The sequence below is a fragment of the Rahnella woolbedingensis genome, from assembly GCF_003602095.1.
Lineage (GTDB): Bacteria > Pseudomonadota > Gammaproteobacteria > Enterobacterales > Enterobacteriaceae > Rahnella > Rahnella woolbedingensis.
This window is the reverse complement of sequence record NZ_RAHH01000004.1, coordinates 26296-46571: the sequence shown is the minus strand read 5'-3', so window position 1 is coordinate 46571 and position 20276 is coordinate 26296. Positions and strand designations below refer to the sequence as shown.

The window sequence follows — 20276 nt, the reverse complement described above, 5'->3', positions numbered from 1 at the left end:
ATTTCAAAAGGGTATTAACCCTTAGTGCCGAAAATCTGGATTGTCCCGGACATTTAGCCTAGGGTTGAAATCAGACTCCATCACGAGGGAAAAACATGGCAAAGCGCATCCAGTTTTCTGAAACAGGCACCCCTGACGTTCTGCAATACGTTGATTATCAGCCACAAGATCCGCAGGCTGGCGAAGTTCAGGTCGAGAATAAAGCCATCGGTATCAACTATATCGATACGTACGTGCGCAGCGGTCTGTATCCGCCCGCCAGTTTTCCGGCCGGTTTAGGCACCGAAGCGGCGGGGATTGTCAGTAAAGTCGGCAGCGACGTGACCGCTGTTAAACCGGGCGACCGCGTGGTCTACGCGCAATCGGCGCTCGGCGCTTACAGTGAATTCCATAACGTGCCGCAGGAAAAAATCGCCCTGCTGCCGGACGCCATCAGTTTTGAACAGGCGGCGGCATCCTTCCTTAAAGGGCTGACGGTTTACTATTTACTGCGCCAGACCCACGAAGTGCAGGCCGGTGAAACCATTTTGTTCCATGCTGCCGCAGGTGGCGTGGGCCTGATTGCCTGCCAGTGGGCAAAAGCACTGGGCGTGAAACTGATCGGCACTGTCGGTTCTGATGAAAAAGCCGAACGTGCGAAACAAGCCGGTGCCTGGGCAACGATTAATTATCAGAAAGAAGATATCGCGGCACGCGTGGCAGAACTGACCGGCGGCGAAAAAGTCGGGGTGGTTTACGACTCCGTGGGTAAAGACACCTTCGAGAAATCGCTGAACAGCCTGAAACGTCGCGGTTTACTGGTCAGTTTCGGCAACGCTTCCGGCCCGGTAAAAGGCGTGGATCTGGCTGTCCTCAATCAGAAAGGTTCACTGTTCGTAACGCGCCCTTCCCTGAATGGCTACGTGACTAACCGTGAAGAACTGGCGCAGGCGAGCAGCGAGTTGTTCTCCCTGATTGCCAGCGGTGCGATAAAAGTGGATGTCAGCGACGCACAGAAATTCCCGCTCTCCGAGGCAAAACGCGCACACGAAACGCTGGAAAGCCGCGTGACGCAGGGTTCGAGTTTACTCATTCCATAACAGTTTCCCTAAGCCATTGACGTTACAGCAAGGCAGCAAACGAAGGAGTCCCGATGAGCTTACTCAGGTAAGTGATTCGGGTGAGTGAGTGCAGCTAACACAGCTGTGGCGGCAAGGGCGACGGGGAAGAATGCAAAAAAGGCTTCCAGAATATGGAAGCCTTTCTTACTGTCTGACTCAGACGACCTCTGATTTCAGACGGGTACTGCTGTAGGGTACTGCCGGGTAAATCCACCGGGCGATGTCACTTATGCGACTATTGTGTGCCTTAGCGGACTTGATGAATTCGTTTTGCGATACGTTAATCTGCAATGGAATCCATCCTAACAGTCACCCATGTTAAAAAATATGATTTATGCACTTTCACCGCACATTCTGACCCGGCCTGTGATCGCTAGCACATAAGCAAAAGTTATCGCTGCAACGGTTACATTTTTTTGTGTTTAAAAGACCATCGTTAATCAACAGCATTTCATGCAGTTACGAAAACCCATTACCGGAAGCAGAAATTACGGCAAACGGCGGCGGCGATATTTTGGCTGATCCGGCTTAATGAATGTCCGGTAAATCCACACCACGACCACGGCCAGAACCAGCCACGGCAACATTTTTATAACAATCGCCAGAAACCCACCCAACATCATCACAGCAAATGCCACGATCAGCGCAGCGACCATGCCCAGCAGCGAAATGCCGGTCAGCATCAGCATAAAGAAAAAACCAAGCACGAAGAGAATTTCCAGCATCGGGTGCTCCTTAATAAGCCATGTGCATTAAGACGTGATGTCAGAACACGCATTCACTATTACAAGAAACGTGCCAGCATGACAAAATGAATAATTGATTGAATGATAAGGAAAAAACAATTCGCAGGCACGGACGACCTGCGAAAAGATAGTAAATTTGACTAACAGATAGTGAGTTTGCTCACCGGTTAATTAAGCCTGAGTAGCCATTTCCTGCTGCTGAGCGACCATCTGCAATGCCTGTTCAACCACATTAATGCCCGCGCCTGCTTTATGTGCGTTTTCACTCAGGTGACGACGGAACTGTCGCGCGCCCGGCACGCCCTGGAACAGACCAAGAATATGACGGGTAATGTGGCCCAGATAGGTGCCTTTGCTCAGTTCCGCTTCGATATATGGATACAGCGCGCGGATGATATCAGGCCCAGTTTTCAGCGGCGCGTCGGAGCCAAACAGCTCGCGATCCACGTTCAGCAACATACCTGGATTCTGGTAAGCCTCGCGACCGACCATGACGCCATCCATAAACTGGAGGTGCGTTTTGGCTTCTTCGAGCGTTTTAATACCGCCGTTAATCGCCATCGTCAGCTGCGGGAAATCACGCTTAAGCTGATACACGCGCGGGTAATCCAGCGGCGGGATCTCACGGTTTTCTTTCGGGCTGAGACCGGAAAGCCAGGCTTTGCGCGCATGGATAATGAAAGTATCGCAGCCGCCGTTTTCTGAAACCTGACGGATAAAATCGCACAGGAATTCGTAGCTGTCCTGCTCGTCAATACCGATACGGGTTTTGACCGTGACCGGAATCGAGACCACATCGCGCATGGCTTTGATGCAGTCAGCCACCAGTGACGCCTGTCCCATCAGACAGGCACCAAACATGCCGTTCTGCACGCGATCCGACGGGCAACCGACGTTGAGGTTAATTTCGTCATAACCCCGTTCTTCTGCCAGTTTCGCGCAATGCGCAAGGTCAGCCGGATTGCTGCCGCCAAGCTGCAATGACACCGAATGTTCAGCGTCGCCAAACCCGAGATAATCCCCTTTGCCGTGAATAATGGCACCGGTGGTGACCATTTCGGTATACAGCAACGTCTGACCGGTCATCAGCCGGTGAAAATGGCGACAGTGGCGATCGGTCCAGTCGAGCATCGGCGCAACGGAAAAACGCTGGGGGGAAAACGGAGTGGTCTGAGGCATTGCGTGTTGAGTTTCTGACATCGGCCTGACATTCGCTGAAGGGGTACGTGGCGCTCCCTCCGGCGCAACGCCAGAGGGAAGGTAATCACTGATTATACCACAGAACAAAGATTCGGCATCTCGCGCTGCTGAGCTGCTTTAGATGTCCATCACTTCTCCCCGTAATCCACACAACATTATTACGTCACGTCAGCGTTTGTGCAGATAGCGTCATACATTGAGTGAGCGTTTGCTGTGGCTGAAGCACCTTAAGCCCCCCAAGATCCGGCATGTTATGAGCATTCGCAGCATGACTCATGGGTTCGAAGCAGAAGAAATCAAAATCATAGCCGGGGTCAAAAACAGGATCGGAAACAAAGATAAAACAGACCGGGCAGGCAGGTTCAGTGGTGAGAAGGAGTTGCTGCTGATGTTGCGGCCAGGTGATTTTCGCCCGTCCGTCCCAGCCAGAAAAACCGTTGTTCACCCAGCGGCGCGGTAAAGGTTGAGCGGTGGCGAAACACAAATCAGCCGGGATATTCGTGTCATGTTCACCCGCCAGCCACTGCGCCCCTTCCTGCCAATACCCGTTGGCATTGGCCTGTAACAAAGTATCCGCTGCCAGTGGGAAATAGGGATGCCACCCCAGACCAAATGGCATCTCTTTTTGAGCAAGATTGGTGACACTGAGCGTCACCGTGATTTTGTTATCATCGAGTTCAAAAAACTGACGGGCGTGATACTGATATGCGCCTTGCGTATGCACGTATTCCAGCAATACATGCCTTGCGGAGTGTTCTGGGCAATGCCATTCATTAAGCCAGCCATCACCATGCAGATAATGCGCATCCCAGCCGGTATTTGGCACAAGCGGATAAGATATTCCGTCGAATTCGAAAGTATTCCCGTTTACCCGATTGCCAAAAGGAACCAACGGAAAACAGCACGATTCGAGCGGCGGTGTTTCCGGTGCCACCACCGCGGGGCGCAACAAGGGCTGGTCGCCTTCAGGATGATGCGCCACGAGTTTTACGATACTGCCGCCATGCGTAGACACGATCAGCGATAATTTTGAACCTGCCAGTGTAAACAAAGACATCGGGCTCTCCCTGAGCTATCACTCTGCAAAGTTAATGACCACTTTTCCGCATTTACCGCTGGCCATCAGTGCATATGCTTCACCCGCCTGTTTCAGTGTAAAGCGATGCGTAATGGCATTTTGCGGGCGCATTTTCCAGTCATGCAGGTCGCCACAACATTTTTCCATGTTGTAGAGACTGGTGACCCACGAGCCAATAATTTGCCGCTGGTGGTGCATTAAATCGGCACTGACTTCAAATTCCACTTTGCCAGTTTCACCGATATACACCACCCGCCCCCAGTCTGCAGTAGCCTGAAGCGCAAGCAGACGTCCCTGTGCATTACCGGAACAATCCAGCGCAACATCCGCTCCGCCTCGAGTGAGTTCCATGAGAGTCGGGATCAGATTTTCACCTGTTGCGAGAAATCCGTGATCCATCAGCCCCAGCTTTTGTGCCGTTGCCAACCGCTCAGGCTGTACATCCACGCCGATAACGCGTTTAGCACCGCGCCCTTTTGCCAGCATCATGGCCATCATGCCCACCGGCCCGAGACCCACCACCAGCACATTGTCGCTGCCTGAAACATTCCCGCGTAAAATCCCTTCGTAAGCCGTGCCCACACCGCAGGAGATAAACGCACCATCTTCATAGCTCAGTGAATCTGGCAGATGGATCAGGTCTTTTTCTTCAGCCAGCAGATATTCGGCGTGGCCACCGTCCCGCTGCCAGCCATAGGCTGCTTTCCCTTCGCCGGTGCATGAAATAGGAAAACCTTTGCGGCAGTTTGGGCAAAATCCACAGCCGGAGATATGGTAGACCAACACACGGTCGGCTTCTTTAAAATGGCGGCAACCGGCGCCCAGGCTGATAATTTGCCCGGAGGGCTCATGACCATTAATAAACCCCTGATAAAGCGGTTTATCCGGTGCCGCCGCCGTGGCCCGATGTTCATGATAAATATAATGAACATCACTGCCACAAATACCCGAAGACTTCATTTTAATTAATACCTGACCAATACCAGGCTGTGGGATCGGCACTTCGCGAAGCTCAACGCTGGAATTACCCGGCAGGTAAGCAGCCAACATGGTTTTCATATTATTACTCTCTCTAAATTTAAAAAGTGTGCATATTATTTTTGCCATCATGCCCCGCAAACTTTCGTTGCAAGGCGTGATGAGACACATTATTTTTTCGAGCGGACACGATTATTTCGCTCAGTCAGCAGGATATTCGCCAGTACGGCGACGACGATAATGACGCCACGGACCACCTCCTGGAAAAAGGAGTTAATGCCCAGCAACACTAATCCGTTACCTATCAGGGTAATGACAAGCACGCCGAGCAACGTACCGAGCAGGGAACCACGACCACCAGACAATGCTGTGCCACCTACCACTACGGCGGCAATCACATCAAACTCCAGTCCGCTCGCCGCCCCTGCATTGCCGGACCCCAAACGGGCAGCCAGCAAAATTCCAGTGACCGCGGCTAACAGGCCGGAAAGTGTGAAGATCAACACGCGTACGCGTTTAACGTTGATACCGCATAGCTGTGCCGCCGCCGCATTCCCGCCCACAGCATAAACGGAGCGACCAAACGCCGTTTTGCGACTAACAAAAAGGAAAATAACAAATAAAATCAGCATGATTAGCGCCGACACAGGAATCCCCACGACTTGTCCACCGAGCCAGTCCATGATGCTATTTTCATCAATGGGCACAGGTAAAGCATCCGTCATGAACAAACCCAGCCCGCGCAACGCACTCCATAATCCCAGCGTGGCCACAAAGCTGGGGACGTTAAACCAGCCGCGAAGAAAACCTGCCAGCGTACCGCACACCGCACCGAGGAACAGCACCAGTACTATTGAAGCGGCCAGCGGAACCTGCGCCTGCATCAGGTATGCCAGACAGACGGAGACAAACGCCACCGTCGGGCCAACACTGACATCGATTTCACCGGCAATAATGACCAGCGTCATCGCCCAGGCTGCAATGCCGATGGTCGCCGCATCACGCAGGATATTCATCTGGTTACTGAGTGAAATAAAACCTGGTGCATAAAATGAAAATACCAGATAGAGCAGTGCAATAACGACCAGCAAACCAATGGCATTTATATGGGCCGAAATAAAGGCACGGCGCAAACTTCCTTTTTCATGAGAATACGTTAATGTCGTCATTGTCATTTCATCACTCCATATTATTCCCATCAGCAGGGGATAACATTAATTCATTAAAAATATAAACACGGGTTGCCGTGCCATATTTCACGGTCTGACCGGTCAATGTGATGCCAATATTTCAGCCATGAGTGTTTCGGTGTTGACGGGTGAGGTCAGGGTTCGGGTCAGTGTGCCCTTTTGTAGCAACAGGATGCGGTCACAGACCAGGGGTAACTCCTCAATTTCGCTCGAGACAAAGATGATGCTTTTCCCCTCGCTAGCCAGCTGACGGACAATCTGGTAAATCTGATTTTTAGCTTCCACATCCACACCACGGGTGGGTTCATCAAGCAGCAACACCCGACTTCCTGCATATACCCAGCGGCCAATAACCACTTTTTGCTGATTCCCCCCCGAAAGCGTGCCAATGGGTGTTGTTGTACTCGCGGTTTTAATCCGCATGCGTTCAATGATTTCCTGCGTAAACAGCCGGACTTTCGGCCATTGCAGAATGCCAAAACGACTGACACGGTGTCGGTTAGTCATCACCGTATTTTCATCAACACCCAGCAGCGGCATGATCCCCGCATCTTTACGGTTTTCAGGGGTATATCCCAACCCGAGTGCCAACATCCGCGCATAAGTCGGTTTGCGGATCACCTGTCCGTCAATTTCTATTACACCGTCACCAGAAGGCGCCAGCCCCGCCAGAGCATTAAGCAGTTCCGTTCTGCCTGAGCCCAGCAATCCGGCGATGCCCAACACCTCGCCACGGCGCAGTTCGAAATGGATATCATGAAGTTTGGGAGGTAGGCTCATGCCGCGCACGGTCAGCACCGGTTCGCCCCCCTGCGATTGTGTCACCTGATTATTCTGATGGTCACTGTGACCCAGCATCAGGGCAACAATCTCACGGGTAGAGGCATCAGCGAGTTGTACATTTCCCGCGACCTTACCGTCGCGCATGATGGTCGCGCTGGATGCCAGACGGCGGATCTCACTCATCCGGTGGCTGACATATACCACCGCAATGCCGGCTTCAGACATGGACCTTACCGCCGCAATTACCAACTCGACTTCGTTTGAGGCTAGCGAACTGGTAGGTTCGTCGAGGATCACCACCTGCGGATGCCCTTTCATCACGCGGGCAATTTCCACCAACTGTTTTTGCGCAGTGCTGAGGTTTTCGACCCTCTGTAACGGGTCGATGTCCACCCCCAGATGAGCAAGGCAATGTTGCGCCTGCTGCACCATTTTTTGGGTATCAATAATGCCACCGCTGCGTGGCCATTCACCAAGGTAGAGGTTTTCCGCCACACTCAAGCCGTCCACCAGGCTGAGCTCCTGATACACCGCACGCACTCCCAGTTCGGCAGCGCGACGGGTGAGCCGGGCATCACTACCAGACAGAAGCTGCCCGCCCAGCATCACGGTTCCGCGGTCTGGTTTTTCACTGCCAGTGAGTAAGCGGATAAGCGTGGATTTCCCCGCACCGTTCTTCCCCAATAAGGCACGGATCTCACCGCGTTTTAGCGTAAAATCCACATTTTCCAGCGCGATGACGCCCGGATATTCTTTATAGCCGCCGCGAATTGCCGCAACATTATCAGTGTCATCTTCAGACAGGGATGCGATGTATTGTTCGTGTGCAAATGCTGACATAGCAGGCCCTCAGATTAAGGTAATCCGTCCTGATGGATGTCCAGCCAGCCCTGGCCCTGAGCCGCGGTGGTGTACAGGTCAATCGGTACCTGAACCACTTTTTCAGCCGGCAGGGTTTTATTGATGGCCTGTAACGTTTTGGCGAAGACCTGATCGCCCATTTTCTTACCGGAGATATCGACAACGGCTTTGAGCACCTGATTTTTATTCAGTTCCTGCGCAATTTCGGTGGTCATATCAGCTCCGAAGACCACCGTTTTGCCGACACGATTCTGGTTACGCACCGCTTTAACCGCTCCAAGCGTGGCGCCACCGGATTCACCGAAAATAGCGTCGAGGTCAGGTTGGGAGATGAGCAATTTTTCGCCAACGGAAATCGCTTTATCAATCACCGTTCCTTCCTGATTGGCGACAATCGTCATGCCCGGCACCCGTTGTTTCAGCGCCTCTACAAAACCTTTTCGTCGTTGTACACAAACTTCGAACGCCTCACAGTTAATCACCGCGATTTTTGGCGCTGTGATTTTGTTGGCAATAAAATAGTCGGACGCCGCATTACCGGCTTTACGCCCAAACTCCAGCGGATCGCCCACCAGATAAGCGGACACATATTTTTCGACGCCTTTAGCGCTGATGCAGGTGTTGTAGCAAATCACCGGAATATTCGCTTCGCTGGCACGCTGAATGGCCCGTCGACTGCCTTGCTCAGACACCGCTGACAGAATAATTGCGTCAACATTACGAGCAATCAGAGTATCGATGAAGGTACTTTCTTTGGAGATATCCCCCTGCGCGTTGGTTTCGATAAGATTAATATTCTCGCCGTACGCATCGGCACTTTGCTGCACGCCCGCTTTAACGCCCGCGTAATAACCCTGTGTATCAAGGTAAATCGCGCCAATTGTCAGCGGCTTACCGGTTTGTGCCTGCGCCGCAGACAATGACAAAAGACCGGTAAGTAAGGCGGTAGTCAGAGCAATTCTTTTATTATTGAAGAACATGATCCCTCCGGATTTCCTGGGTTGGCGTGGTTTATCTTTAAAAACGATGTCAGACCGTCATCGTTGTAATTGTGAAATTAATGATTATTTTTTGTTAACACAGCGAGGATAAAATAAAACATACTCGCTGTGCGGTTATTCTTCATGATCACGGATTAAACTAAACAGTGTTTAGTAAATCCTTTCCGTTCAAGGCAAGATGCAGAAAAAGCTGTGCTTTGTTACTGGAGGGATCCCCTTGCAGCACTTGTTTCAGAGTAGAGGCGGCCCGATGATCTCCGGTGCCTAGTTCTGCCAATCCTTTGACTAACAACAGATGCTCGCGATGCGTTTTCTCGCGGTCACTGTTGAGTACCAGTAAATCCGGCAGTGAGACGGCAAAGAAATCGGCCCCCCCCGTCTCTTCGCTGGCCTCCTCAGCCCAAAGGAGCATCCGGTGGAATAACGCATCGGCAGCGGAATGCTGATCCAGACGACGTAACGCCATACCCTGCCAGAACAGGTAATCAACCGGCTGATCGTTATAGTAACGACGTTCGCTGATACCTTTATCGCCCTGCGCTGCCCGTTCAAACCACTGCTGCGCCTGATCCGGTTGCCCCATTTTGTCCGCAGTGATACCCAACCAGTAATAGAGGTCATTGTCGGTTTGTCCGACCAACCGCCCTTCACCGAGATTGAGCGGATAAGTGAGTCCCGTCAGTAAGAGGGTTTGTGCATCTCGGGCATTCCCGCTTTCAAGCAACTTCAGGGTTCGGAGCTGGACATTGAGCAGATACTGACCGGTGATGCGCCCTTCACCGCCTTCCCACGGATGGAATTTCCGGTCAGCCAGCAGCGCCTGTGCTGCCTGTAACTGGCCGCACTGGTTATATAAACTGAGAAGTTCAGCTGTCAGGTCATCACGCTGTGTGGCGACGGACAGCACTTTTTCCAGCCGCGCCAGACGGATTTGCGGTGCTACGCCGGTCAGACGGTTAAGCAGATCGGATTCAAATAACAGCCGCGCATCCTGTGGCTGTAACCGGCACGCTTCTTCCAGACAGCGGTGCGCTTTTGCGCCATCCTGCTGATGATTCCACGCATCAATCCCCAGCCCGCGCCATGCATCCGCAAAGTCCGGTTCCAGTACCAGACAACGTTGCCAGCAGGCGACCGCCGTTGGTGTATTCCCTTTGCTGTAATGGAAAGAGGCCAGTAAATGCAGGGCAAACGCGTCATCAGGGAAAGCCTCAAGCATGCGGACTTCTGCCAGCCATTGCGGGAAACGGACATACTGCGCAAAGGCATTTCGCGCGGCCAGACACAATGCCTCGCGCCCTTCTTTTTGCAGGGAAGCCTGTAAATACAGCGGCAGCGTTTCCTGACTATTCAGCACGTTCAGCGCTTCCAGTGCCAGCGCATCCAGCCCGCAACCGGTCAGCTGACTGGCAATATTCATGGCGTTTTCGCCACGCTGACCGGTGACATGCCGCAGTTGCGCTGCCGATTTATCATCAGGCGATAGGTGATAGCGCAGGAAGTGCAGAAGGTAATGCAGGGGGTAGCGTTGTAAATGGTCTTCGATATACGCCGGGGCGTCCTGACCCATCAGGTACAGCAACGTGGCTTTCAGACCGATCAGGCCGTAATGATTCGCCTGCGTCGCCAGCCCCTGCTCACAGAAACTCAGCGCCTGCGGATACTGCTCCCGGCGGGTGGCAATCCGCGCCAGCCCGAAGTAACCACCGGATTTGGCGTTACCGCTCCATACAGCGCGATAATAACTGTCAAACGCCGCGTCAAAATCGCCGGTTTGCTCAAGCGTATTCGCACGAACGAGGCTCGCCAGACCGCATTGCGGATTCTTATTCAGCCGGTGCGCCCGGCTCAGCGCCGCATCAGCAAAAGCCAGCGCCTGAGTAAAACTCGCCTGATTGTAGCTGAGCGTCGCCAGCGCCAGATTGCAGCGATAATCCAGCGCGTCCAGTTCCACGCCACGCCGGTAATAATTCACCGCTCCCTGACTGGCATGATTGTATTGCTCAAGGTGCTGGCCGATAAACCAGGCTTCGTCGGCAGAGGTGATGTCCTGCGCGGGCAATGGCGCGCTGGCAGGCGATGGCAACGGCGTCTCGCTGGCCTGATGTTCCAGATAGGACAACAATTCCTGCCCCTGATCATCGCGCAAACGTAACCGAAGACGCGCCGGGAATTCACCACTCAGTTCGCCCTGAAGCACGTCGCCCGGCTGCAAATTAATGTCCTTTTCCAGCAGAATTTGCGTGCCATCTTCAGAAGCGATACTGATTTTTGCAGCCTGCAACGGGCTGACCGCATAAACGCCCCACACCCGTTTTTGCCCGTGGCGTTCAAGCTTGATCACCGCCTGTTCAGAGGCATTCTGCACCGTGCCCAGCTCGCTGTAAGGCAGGAAGTTTTGAACGAAACACTTCTCCTCATAGGCATCCAGCCAGGTGAAATCCGGCTGATTGTCGGTGAATACGCCGGTCATCAGCTCAATGTAAGGCCCGTTGTTATCGGTCAGATTACGATCCCACGCCCGACCAAAATCGCAGTTGCCCCACGTCCACTGCTTTTTGCCCGGCGACACATGATGGTCGGCGATATGCAGCAATCCGCCCTGCTGGTCGTGATCGTACGCACCGACAAAGTCATAGTCAGATTTGTCGGCCATGTAGGACGTCGGGACGGGAATGTTTTTGTAGCGCGAGATATCCACGCCCGCCGAATAATCCACTTTGTAGTAGGTGCCGGTCGCAATCGGGAAGGAAGAAACATCGCGTTTGCCGTGATCGAAAACCGCAGTGACATCCGGCGGAAATACGCTCTGATGACCGTCTCCGCCGGTAACTGCCGGATTAGCCCACCACAGGAAATGGCGCGGCGTCGGATTGCCGTTGTAAATTTTGGCGCTGATTTCCAGCAACGCTTTATCGGGATAGAGGGTAAAACCGGTCATGACCTGTAAACCGCGCATCGGTTCGACTTCGCCCATCCAGACGGTTTGTGCGCCGTTATCGTGCGCCTGCACGGTGAAATCTACCGGCATAAAAGTGGTCGGCCGGTGATGCTGCGGCCAGTTAAATTCGATACCCCCGGAAATCCATGGTCCGAGTAAACCGACCAGCGCGGGCTTGATCACTTCATTGTGATAGACAAAATCACGCTGTTTAATCTTGTCCCAGGCACGGTGCACGCGGCCACCTAATTCAGGCAGCAACATGATTTTTACGTAATCATTTTCCAGATAAAGAGCCTGATAGGGCAGTATCTTCTTTTCACCGGTCAGTTGGTCAGTAACGCCATAGGGATACACGTTTCCCGACGAGCCCTGATAAACCCGATGGGACAAAAACATCGGATGAGTATCTTGCTTACCCACGAGATACGTCGGTAGTTCGACCTGCTCCTGCCAGACTTTTACGTTTCCGCTCATGCGTTCCTCACACTAATGAATGCTGAAAATTCAATTTCGAGAGTTTACGCAGCGTAAGCAGTGAATGAATACGCTATGGTCACGCGATTCAGTAAACGGAGTTTAGTAAATGCAACTCACCGGTTTAAATAATCTACGGGTACGCCAGTTCAATAAAAAAGTGCTGATGACTCTGCTTTACCGGGAAAAAATTGCCAGCAAATCAATGCTATCTCAACTTTCTCGGTTGTCGATCCCAGCCATCAGCCAGATCCTGGATGATCTGCAAGGCGACAATCTGATCGCGCACAGTCCGGTGAATTTGCATAAACGGGGCCTGGGAGGGGGCAGCTATCAGGCAACCCACGATGAGAGCGCCATCCTTTGTATGAATATCACGCCTTACCGCATCGAAAGTATTCTGGTCAGCAGGCTGGTCTTGCCACTGAGTGACTATCAGATGACTGAGATTTCAGTCAAAACACCGGAAGCCTTGCTGGCACAAATTGAAGCCTGCTTTCATCAGTACAAAAAAAACTATCCCGGCCTGAAAATCCGGCTGGCGCTGGCGATCCACGGACAGGTCAATCCGACCACCGGCGTATCACAACGTATGCCGCAGGCACCCTGGACGAGTGAAATAGAGATTAAGTATCTGCTGGAAGAAAAGCTGCAAACTGACATCCTGATGGACAATGACTGCATCATGCTGGCACTGGCGGAGAAATGGCAAAATACCAATTATCATCAGGATTTTTGTGTGATCAATGTCGATTACGGTATCGGCTCTTCCTTCGTGATTAACCAGCAAATTTATCGCGGTAATCTGTTTGGCAGCGGACAAATCGGCCATACCATCATTGATCCTCACGGCGACCGGTGCGCCTGCGGGCGGTATGGTTGCCTCGAAACGCTGGCCTCATTGTCAGCATTAAAGAAAAAAGCACGCCTGCTGGAGCCTGCGGATCCGACGAGGCGAACGCCTTCAACTCAGGAGCTGCTAGACCGCTATCATCAGGGCGAAAGCGCCATTTGCCAGCAGGTGATGGAAGGTGCCCGCGCACTGGGGTTGAGTCTGTATAACTTCCTCAACATTTTGAATATCAATCACATTTATCTTTATGGTCGCAGTTGCGGTTTTGGCGATGCGTGGCTGAAAACTGTCTGCGGACAAAGCGGCCTCAATCCTTTTGATCGTACCGATCATGTCAAAACCCAGGCGACGCATATTGCACCGGGGACGCTGAGCCGGGAGCAGCAAATTATGGGTATAGGGTATTTGTATGTGGAAAAGGCGCTGGACGCGATGGCGGACTGAATGGCGCATAATTCGTCGTTTTAGCGCAAGCATGGTAAAATCAACAATGGTCGCATGATGTGGCCTATCAATCCCAATCTGCGCTCAGAGAACGTTGCTATGACCCTGAATAATCCGGAAAAATTACTTTCACAAGCTGAAGAACTTTGCCAGCAGCGCAATGTTCGCCTTACCCCGCAGCGGCTGGAAGTACTGCGTCTGATGGCGCAACAACCCGGTGCCATCAGCGCCTATGATTTGCTTGATTTGCTGCGCGTGACGGAACCGCAGGCGAAACCTCCAACCGTTTACCGCGCGCTGGATTTTCTGCTGGAACAAGGGTTTATCCATCGGGTTGAATCAGCTAACAGCTACGTGCTTTGCCATCATTTTGAAGAGCCGAGTCACACGTCGGCGCTCTTTATTTGTGACCGTTGCGGACTGGTGACGGAACAAACCACTGACGGTATTGAAGAACGGCTGGCGAAACTGGCAGCGGAATCAGGATTTGAGCTTCGACATTCTGTGGTAGAAGCCCATGGCTTATGCGGTGAGTGTAAAGTGGTAGAGACGTGCGAAAGCCACGATCACTGCGATCATGACCACAGTATTGTGGTGAAAAAGCGCTAGGCGATTTGAGAGTTTGTGGCGTAATACGGGGATGTTACTAAGAAGTTGGGTACATCCTTGTACCCGTATCCTGAAAAGCGTTCCGGGTAGGAGCAGCTATAATTCTTCAGGATACGTCACTGACACGCGAGGGGGAGTCGCGTATTACCAGTGATATTTGTTGCTGGTTTCCCATTCCTTGAGCTCTTTCTCGGCCTGATCTTTCTGATAGCCGTAACGCTCCTGAATTTTACCAACTAACTGATCACGTTTACCCTCAACCACTGTCAGGTCGTCATCGGTCAGTTTGCCCCATTTTTCTTTCACTTTCCCTTTGAACTGCTTCCAGTTACCGTCGGCTTGGTCCTTATTCATAAAATATCTCCTGTTACCTTGGGTTTATGGAGCTGCGTTTTGTGCTGGCAGCTCGTCCTTAACACTTCTAAGGTTAGTAGAGAATCTGGATTAATCCTCCCCCGACAGAGATTAAGACCACTATTAGGATTATTCCAAAGCAGGAAATAACGGCAACAGGGGATTTATCTCTTTGATAAAACACTGCGAACTCAGTGTCCCGGAGAGGAAAACCACGTATCACGCTGCCAGTAACGACGCCAAATCCAGCCCAGTGAAATCCCTCTCAACCCGAGGAAAACAGTCAGCGCCAGCCACAACGCGTGGTTTCCGAGTACCGGCAAGGTCAGAAGCGTCAGCCCGTAACCGAGCGCAGCTACCACCATACTGTTACGCATATCCCGCCCGCGCGTTGCGCCGATAAACATACCGTCGAGCAGGTAACACCAGACCGCCACCAGCGGCAGTACAATTTGCCAGCCAAGATAATGGTCAGCCAGCTCTCGTAATTCGGGGAGTGACGTCAGCGCATTAATAATAGTCTCGCCTGCCAGGGCATAAATCAGCGCAAAAGCCAGTGCTACCAGCCCTGCCTGACGGCACGCGGCGTGCCATACATTCAGCAGTTTTTCCCGATTGCGTGCGCCGAATGCTTCACCGGAATGGGCTTCGATGGCATAAGCAAAGCCGTCGAGTGCGAACGCGGTAAAGGTCAGCAGATTCATCAGCACAGCGTTGACGGCCACAATGTGGCTGCCCAGTCGCGCGCCCAGTACGGTCAGCGAGGCAAAGCACAGCTGCAACAGCAATGAGCGCAGCATGATGTCGCGGTTAAGTCCGAGCAGACGACGCAGATTACCGCGCCACGCAGAGGTGATTTCTGTGCCGGTGATACCGCGTCGTTTCATCACACGCCAGACAAAATACAGCCCGATGAATAACGTGAAATACTCCGAACTGGCCGTGGCCATCGCCGCGCCGCGCACGTTCAGTCCCAGCCCCATCACCAGCCAGATATCCAGAATAATATTCAGCAGGTTTCCGGCAATCAGCAAAATCACCGGCCCGCGAATATATTGGATACCCAGCAACCAGCCGAGGATCACCAGATTCGCCAGAGAAGCAGGCGCACTGTACCAGCGGATTTCGATAAACAGCCTCGCCTGTTCAAGCACCGACTGACTGCCACCGACGACGTGAAATGCCAGCTCCATCAGCGGATGACGGAATAATAAGATGATGACCCCCGCCAGTACCGCCAGCAAAAAGGGCTGCACGAAAGCGCGCGCCAGCCGCTGATTATCTTTCGCGCCCAGTGCCTGTGCGGTCATGCCGGTAGTGCTCATGCGCAGAAACAGCAGCATCATGAAGAGGAACGTAGTGATCATCGACCCGACCGCCACGCCACCGAGATAATCCGCACTGTCGAGATGACCGATCACCGCGGTATCCACCAGGCCCAGAAGAGGCACTGTGATATTTGAAAATATCATCGGCAACGCCAGCATCCAGAGTGCTTTATCGGCAGGGCTTAAAAAGGTGTTTTTGAATGCTTGTCGCAGGGAATGATGTTGCATAGAGAATCTCATAACGGAGCTTCAGGTTATGCCTGGAAATGACATCGCCCCGAAAGGGGCGACGATGAGAGAAACGCATTTCTCTTTGAATTCACATGGATGCCAGGGCGGCCGCCATCCATATTCAATAAGTTTTTGGTCTTCTAAATCTGACCCAGCAATACCTGAACCAGCAATATTTGACCGAGTAATTCGAGTTGCAGGAAGGCGGCAAGCAAATGAATCCCGATGAGCTGACATTAGTCAGTGATTCGGGTGAACGCGCGCAGCCAACGCATCTGCAGCTCGAAGTACGAAGGTCAGATCCAGTCACCGTTGCGGATGACGCCTACCGCAAGCCCTTCAATGCTGAAATTCTGCTCGCGCAAATCCACCACGATCGGCTGGAATTCGCTGTTCTCAGGCAATAACTGCACCACGCTGCCCTGTTTTTTCAGGCGCTTTACGGTGACTTCGTCATCGATGCGGGCCACCACAACCTGACCATTACGCACGTCCTGAGTTTTATGCACGGCCAGCAAATCACCGTCGAGGATACCGATATCACGCATCGACATGCCGCTGACGCGCAGCAGGAAATCGGCGCTCGGCTTGAACATCGCCGGATCAACCTGGTAATGGCCTTCGATATGTTGCTGAGCCAGCAGCGGTTCACCGGCGGCAACGCGGCCGATCAGCGGTAAACCTTCTTCTTCTTCCATCAGCAGACGGATACCACGAGATGCACCGGAAACGATCTCGATAACGCCTTTACGTGCCAGCGCTTTCAGGTGTTCTTCCGCCGCATTAGGAGAGCGGAAACCCAGACGCGATGCAATCTCGGCGCGGGTTGGTGGCATACCGGTGGTGGAGATATGATCGCGAATAAGGTCGTAGACCTCTTGTTGTCTGGTCGTTAAAGCTTTCATTCCGCCCCCTGGTTGTTTATACAGTCGTGCTGTGAGTATATACAGCTAAACGGTCAATGAAAACCTAAGATTGAATAAAAACAGGGCATAACGGTGATTCCTGGAATACAGATTCCAGATCAGAACCATCGCGGCCAAAAGATACTGACCCAGACAAAAATCGCCAATATGATGGTCAGAAGCACGGCAGCAGAGCCGATATCTTTTGCGCGTCCTGAAAGCTCGTGAAATTCAGAGCCGATACGGTCAATCGCACATTCCACCGCACTGTTGAGCAGTTCAGTGACGCAAACCAGCACCACGGAACCGATAAGCAGAATGCGTTCTACTGTGCTGACATCAAACCAGAAAGATAACAAAATTAGCGGGATAGCTACGCTGGCTTCCTGGCGAAAAGCCGCTTCGTTTTGCCATGCCGCTTTCAATCCTTTCCAGGAATATCCGGCCGCTTTATAAATTCGGGTAAATCCAGTGACTTGGTTCGCCATTTGGGGTACTGATCCTTGAAGGGTTATCCTTAGAAGTGTGCCGTATTTTAGCTTTTATATGACCACAGATCTCCACGGATCTTTCTGGTATCCTTGCGGCGAAATTGCTAACAAGAGGCTTCACGTTTTTATGTCAGGTTGGCGTAGACTTTATTACACATTATTGAATTTACCACTCTCATTGCTGGTAAAGAGCAAGGTCATACCTTCAGATCCGGTTAGCGAGTTGCATTTAGACCCGACGCGCCCGATTTTGTACGTATTGCCTTACAATTCCAAGGCAGATTTGCTGACGTTGCGTGTGCAATGTCTGGCAGAGAATCTGCCCGATCCCCTTATTCCGCTGGAAATCGACGGAACCCTGCTGCCAAGCCATGTATTCATCGCTGAAGGCCCGCGCGTATTCTCGTATTACACGCCAAAGCAGGAATCCGTAAAACTGTTCCACGACTATCTGGATTTGCACCGTAACAATCCGGATTTAGACATTCAGATGTTGCCGGTATCCGTGATGTTTGGTCGTGCGCCGGGCCGCGAAGGTCAGGACGATACACCACATCTGCGCGTGCTGAACGGCATTCAGAAATTTTTCGCCGTGCTGTGGCTCGGGCGTGACAGTTTTGTTCGTTTCTCTAATACCGTTTCCCTGCGTTATATGGCAACGGAACACGGCACCGACAAAACCATTGCCCAGAAACTGGCACGCGTGGCGCGTATGCATTTCTCCCGTCAGCGTCTGGCGGCAGTCGGCCCGCGTCTTCCTGCCCGTCAGGATTTATTCAATAAATTACTGGCTTCCAAAGCCATCGAAAAAGCGATTGAAGACGAAGCCCGCAGCAAGAAAATTTCCCACGAAAAAGCCCAGCAGAATGCTATCGCACTGATGGAAGAAATCGCGGCGAACTTCTCTTATGAAGCCGTTCGTCTTTCAGACCGCGTGCTGAGCTGGACGTGGAACCGTTTATATAAAGGCATCAACGTCAATAATGCTGAGCGCGTTCGTCAGCTGGCGCTTGATGGTCAGGAAATTGTGTATGTGCCCTGCCACCGCAGCCACATGGACTACCTGCTGCTGTCTTACGTGCTCTATCACCAGGGGCTGGTGCCGCCACATATCGCTGCCGGTATTAACCTGAACTTCTGGCCGGCTGGCCCGATTTTTCGCCGTCTGGGCGCGTTCTTCATCCGCCGTACTTTTAAAGGCAACAAACTTTATTCCACCGTTTTCCGCGAATATCTGGGCGAATTGTTCAGCCGCGGTTATTCGGTTGAATACTTTGTCGAAGGTGGCCGTTCACGCACCGGACGCCTGCTGGAACCGAAAACCGGTACGCTGGCGATGACCATTCAGGCCATGCTGCGCGGCGGTTCACGTCCGATTACGTTAGTGCCGATTTACATCGGTTATGAACACGTGATGGAAGTGGGCACTTACGCCAAAGAATTACGCGGTGCGACCAAAGAGAAAGAAAGCCTGACGCAGATGCTGAACGGGCTGCGCAAGCTGCGTAACCTCGGTCAGGGCTATGTGAACTTCGGTGAGCCGCTGCATCTGACCACTTACCTGAACCAGAACGTGCCGACCTGGCGTGAAGCGATCGACCCGATTGAAGCGCAACGCCCGAGCTGGCTGACGCCAACGGTGCAGGATCTGGCCGAGCAGATCATGGTGCGTATCAACAACTCAGCCGCGGCTAACGCCATGAACCTGTGTTGTACCGCGCTGCTGGCTTCGCGTCAGCGCTCGCTGACCCGCGAACAGCTCACTGAACAAATCGACTGCTATCTGCAATTGCTGCGTAACGTGCCGTATAACGCGGATTCAACGGTGCCTGATCTGACCGCCGATCAGTTGCTCGATCACGCGCTTAACATGAACAAGTTCCAGGTTGATAAAGACAACATCGGTGACATCATCATTCTGCCGCGCGAGCAGGCGGTGCTGATGACGTATTACCGCAACAACATCCATCACATGCTGGTGTTGCCGTCCCTGATTTCAAGCATTGTCATGCATCACCGTCAGGTCACCCGCGCAGAATTACTGCGTCAGGTAGAGCTGATTTATCCAATGCTCAAAGCTGAACTGTTCATGCACTTTGATAAGTCAGAACTGCCTCAGGTGCTGGATGTCCTGACGCTGGAACTGGCACGTCAGCAAATCATTCATCTGGAAGATGATGAACTGACGCTGAACCCGGCGCGTATCCGCACATTGCAGCTGCTGGCGGCAGGTGTGCGTGAAACGCTGCAACGCTACGCGATTACCTTCTCGCTGCTCACTAATAATCCAAGCATCAACCGTGGTGCACTGGAAAAAGAGAGCCGGATTATGGCGCAGCGTTTGTCCGTGTTGCACGGTATCAATGCACCTGAATTCTTCGACAAAGCGGTGTTCTCCACGCTGGTCGGCACCTTACGCGCTGAAGGTTATATCAGCGACAGCGGTGATGCGATTCAGGAACAAACGCGTGAGATTTACATCATGCTCAGCGATTTGATGACGCCGGATATCAAGCTCACCATTGAAAGTGCGGGCATGCCTTCTGAGCTGCCGCAAGCAACTGAGCCACCGGCTGAGCCGAAGATGGATGTCCGCGATACCGATCATTAACCGGCATTAGTGGCACCAGCCATAAAGTTGCGCCAGCCATCAGGCGGCAAAAACAAAACGCCCGGACTTTTTACAGAGTCCGGGCGTTTTTTATG

The 20276-nt window shown here is 52.5% G+C and carries 16 protein-coding genes; 4 read left to right on the top strand and 12 right to left on the bottom strand.

Translation table 11 applies throughout. The features are described from left to right. Window positions 1-95: 95 nt before the first annotated feature. Window positions 96-1079, top strand: a complete 984-nt coding sequence (locus D6C13_RS03735) for a quinone oxidoreductase (RefSeq protein WP_120131496.1) — start codon at window positions 96-98, stop codon at window positions 1077-1079. A gap of 509 nt (window positions 1080-1588) precedes the next feature. Here the strand turns inward: D6C13_RS03735 and pspG are convergent. The 8 genes from pspG to D6C13_RS03695 all read right to left on the bottom strand — a co-directional run bounded on the left by pspG (window position 1589) and on the right by D6C13_RS03695 (window position 12355). Continuing rightward, window positions 1589-1825, bottom strand: a complete 237-nt coding sequence (gene pspG / locus D6C13_RS03730; RefSeq protein ID WP_120131495.1) for an envelope stress response protein PspG — start codon at window positions 1823-1825, stop codon at window positions 1589-1591. A 192-nt stretch (window positions 1826-2017) separates the two neighbouring features. Further along, window positions 2018-3025, bottom strand: a complete 1008-nt coding sequence (gene dusA, locus D6C13_RS03725) for a tRNA dihydrouridine(20/20a) synthase DusA (RefSeq protein ID WP_120131494.1) — start codon at window positions 3023-3025, stop codon at window positions 2018-2020. Window positions 3026-3209: 184 nt separating this feature from the next. Further along, window positions 3210-4103, bottom strand: coding sequence for an aldose 1-epimerase (locus D6C13_RS03720; protein WP_120131493.1), 894 nt, complete (start codon window positions 4101-4103; stop codon window positions 3210-3212). 18 nt (window positions 4104-4121) lie between these two features. Further along, complete coding sequence (locus tag D6C13_RS03715; RefSeq protein WP_120131492.1) at window positions 4122-5183, bottom strand: zinc-dependent alcohol dehydrogenase family protein; 1062 nt, start codon at window positions 5181-5183, stop codon at window positions 4122-4124. An 89-nt stretch (window positions 5184-5272) separates the two neighbouring features. After that, window positions 5273-6271 carry an ABC transporter permease gene (locus D6C13_RS03710; protein WP_244212629.1) on the bottom strand — a complete coding sequence of 333 codons (999 nt, stop codon included), beginning with the start codon at window positions 6269-6271 and terminating at the stop codon, window positions 5273-5275. A 102-nt stretch (window positions 6272-6373) separates the two neighbouring features. Then, the gene (locus D6C13_RS03705) at window positions 6374-7915 is read right to left on the bottom strand and encodes a sugar ABC transporter ATP-binding protein (protein WP_120131490.1); all 1542 of its coding nucleotides are present in this window, start codon (window positions 7913-7915) and stop codon (window positions 6374-6376) included. A 14-nt stretch (window positions 7916-7929) separates the two neighbouring features. Beyond that, a complete protein-coding gene (locus D6C13_RS03700) occupies window positions 7930-8916 on the bottom strand; it encodes a substrate-binding domain-containing protein (RefSeq protein WP_120131489.1) in 987 nt (328 codons plus the stop codon). A 160-nt stretch (window positions 8917-9076) separates the two neighbouring features. After that, a complete protein-coding gene (locus D6C13_RS03695) occupies window positions 9077-12355 on the bottom strand; it encodes a DUF5107 domain-containing protein (RefSeq protein WP_120131488.1) in 3279 nt (1092 codons plus the stop codon). Between the two features lie 109 nt (window positions 12356-12464). Here D6C13_RS03695 and D6C13_RS03690 point away from each other — a divergent pair, with 109 nt between their 5' ends. Both D6C13_RS03690 and zur read left to right on the top strand, forming a co-directional pair. Next, window positions 12465-13652, top strand: a complete 1188-nt coding sequence (locus D6C13_RS03690; RefSeq protein ID WP_120131487.1) for an ROK family protein — start codon at window positions 12465-12467, stop codon at window positions 13650-13652. 99 nt (window positions 13653-13751) lie between these two features. Then, window positions 13752-14261, top strand: coding sequence for a zinc uptake transcriptional repressor Zur (gene zur, locus D6C13_RS03685; protein WP_120131486.1), 510 nt, complete (start codon window positions 13752-13754; stop codon window positions 14259-14261). A 144-nt stretch (window positions 14262-14405) separates the two neighbouring features. On the opposite strand, the gene D6C13_RS03680 is transcribed toward zur, so the two are convergent. The 4 genes from D6C13_RS03680 to D6C13_RS03665 form a co-directional block, all read right to left on the bottom strand. Continuing rightward, on the bottom strand, window positions 14406-14615 hold the full coding sequence (locus D6C13_RS03680) for a CsbD family protein (RefSeq protein ID WP_112287077.1): 210 nt from the start codon (window positions 14613-14615) through the stop codon (window positions 14406-14408). A gap of 191 nt (window positions 14616-14806) precedes the next feature. Beyond that, window positions 14807-16171: an MATE family efflux transporter DinF gene (gene dinF / locus D6C13_RS03675; protein ID WP_120131485.1), complete on the bottom strand. Its 1365-nt coding sequence runs from the start codon at window positions 16169-16171 to the stop codon at window positions 14807-14809. Between the two features lie 299 nt (window positions 16172-16470). After that, window positions 16471-17079, bottom strand: a complete 609-nt coding sequence (lexA, locus tag D6C13_RS03670) for a transcriptional repressor LexA (RefSeq protein WP_047605531.1) — start codon at window positions 17077-17079, stop codon at window positions 16471-16473. Window positions 17080-17198: 119 nt separating this feature from the next. Continuing rightward, window positions 17199-17567 carry a diacylglycerol kinase gene (locus D6C13_RS03665; protein ID WP_120131484.1) on the bottom strand — a complete coding sequence of 123 codons (369 nt, stop codon included), beginning with the start codon at window positions 17565-17567 and terminating at the stop codon, window positions 17199-17201. 130 nt (window positions 17568-17697) lie between these two features. On the opposite strand from D6C13_RS03665, the gene plsB reads away from it, so the two are divergent. Beyond that, window positions 17698-20181, top strand: a complete 2484-nt coding sequence (gene plsB / locus D6C13_RS03660) for a glycerol-3-phosphate 1-O-acyltransferase PlsB (RefSeq protein ID WP_120131483.1) — start codon at window positions 17698-17700, stop codon at window positions 20179-20181. Window positions 20182-20276: the final 95 nt, after the last annotated feature.

Excerpts from the sequence above, each read along its gene's own strand:
- D6C13_RS03690 (WP_120131487.1), top strand. The coding sequence starts at position 12,465 with ATGCAACTCACCGGTTTAAATAATCTACGGGTACGCCAGTTCAATAAA.
- dusA (WP_120131494.1), bottom strand. The coding sequence starts at position 3,025 with ATGCCTCAGACCACTCCGTTTTCCCCCCAGCGTTTTTCCGTTGCGCCG.
- D6C13_RS03720 (WP_120131493.1), bottom strand. The coding sequence starts at position 4,103 with ATGTCTTTGTTTACACTGGCAGGTTCAAAATTATCGCTGATCGTGTCT.
- D6C13_RS03715 (WP_120131492.1), bottom strand. The coding sequence starts at position 5,183 with ATGAAAACCATGTTGGCTGCTTACCTGCCGGGTAATTCCAGCGTTGAG.
- D6C13_RS03710 (WP_244212629.1), bottom strand. The coding sequence starts at position 6,271 with ATGACGACATTAACGTATTCTCATGAAAAAGGAAGTTTGCGCCGTGCC.
- lexA (WP_047605531.1), bottom strand. The coding sequence starts at position 17,079 with ATGAAAGCTTTAACGACCAGACAACAAGAGGTCTACGACCTTATTCGC.
- pspG (WP_120131495.1), bottom strand. The coding sequence starts at position 1,825 with ATGCTGGAAATTCTCTTCGTGCTTGGTTTTTTCTTTATGCTGATGCTG.
- D6C13_RS03695 (WP_120131488.1), bottom strand. The coding sequence starts at position 12,355 with ATGAGCGGAAACGTAAAAGTCTGGCAGGAGCAGGTCGAACTACCGACG.
- D6C13_RS03665 (WP_120131484.1), bottom strand. The coding sequence starts at position 17,567 with ATGGCGAACCAAGTCACTGGATTTACCCGAATTTATAAAGCGGCCGGA.
- plsB (WP_120131483.1), top strand. The coding sequence starts at position 17,698 with ATGTCAGGTTGGCGTAGACTTTATTACACATTATTGAATTTACCACTC.
- D6C13_RS03705 (WP_120131490.1), bottom strand. The coding sequence starts at position 7,915 with ATGTCAGCATTTGCACACGAACAATACATCGCATCCCTGTCTGAAGAT.
- D6C13_RS03700 (WP_120131489.1), bottom strand. The coding sequence starts at position 8,916 with ATGTTCTTCAATAATAAAAGAATTGCTCTGACTACCGCCTTACTTACC.
- zur (WP_120131486.1), top strand. The coding sequence starts at position 13,752 with ATGACCCTGAATAATCCGGAAAAATTACTTTCACAAGCTGAAGAACTT.
- D6C13_RS03680 (WP_112287077.1), bottom strand. The coding sequence starts at position 14,615 with ATGAATAAGGACCAAGCCGACGGTAACTGGAAGCAGTTCAAAGGGAAA.
- dinF (WP_120131485.1), bottom strand. The coding sequence starts at position 16,171 with ATGCAACATCATTCCCTGCGACAAGCATTCAAAAACACCTTTTTAAGC.
- D6C13_RS03735 (WP_120131496.1), top strand. The coding sequence starts at position 96 with ATGGCAAAGCGCATCCAGTTTTCTGAAACAGGCACCCCTGACGTTCTG.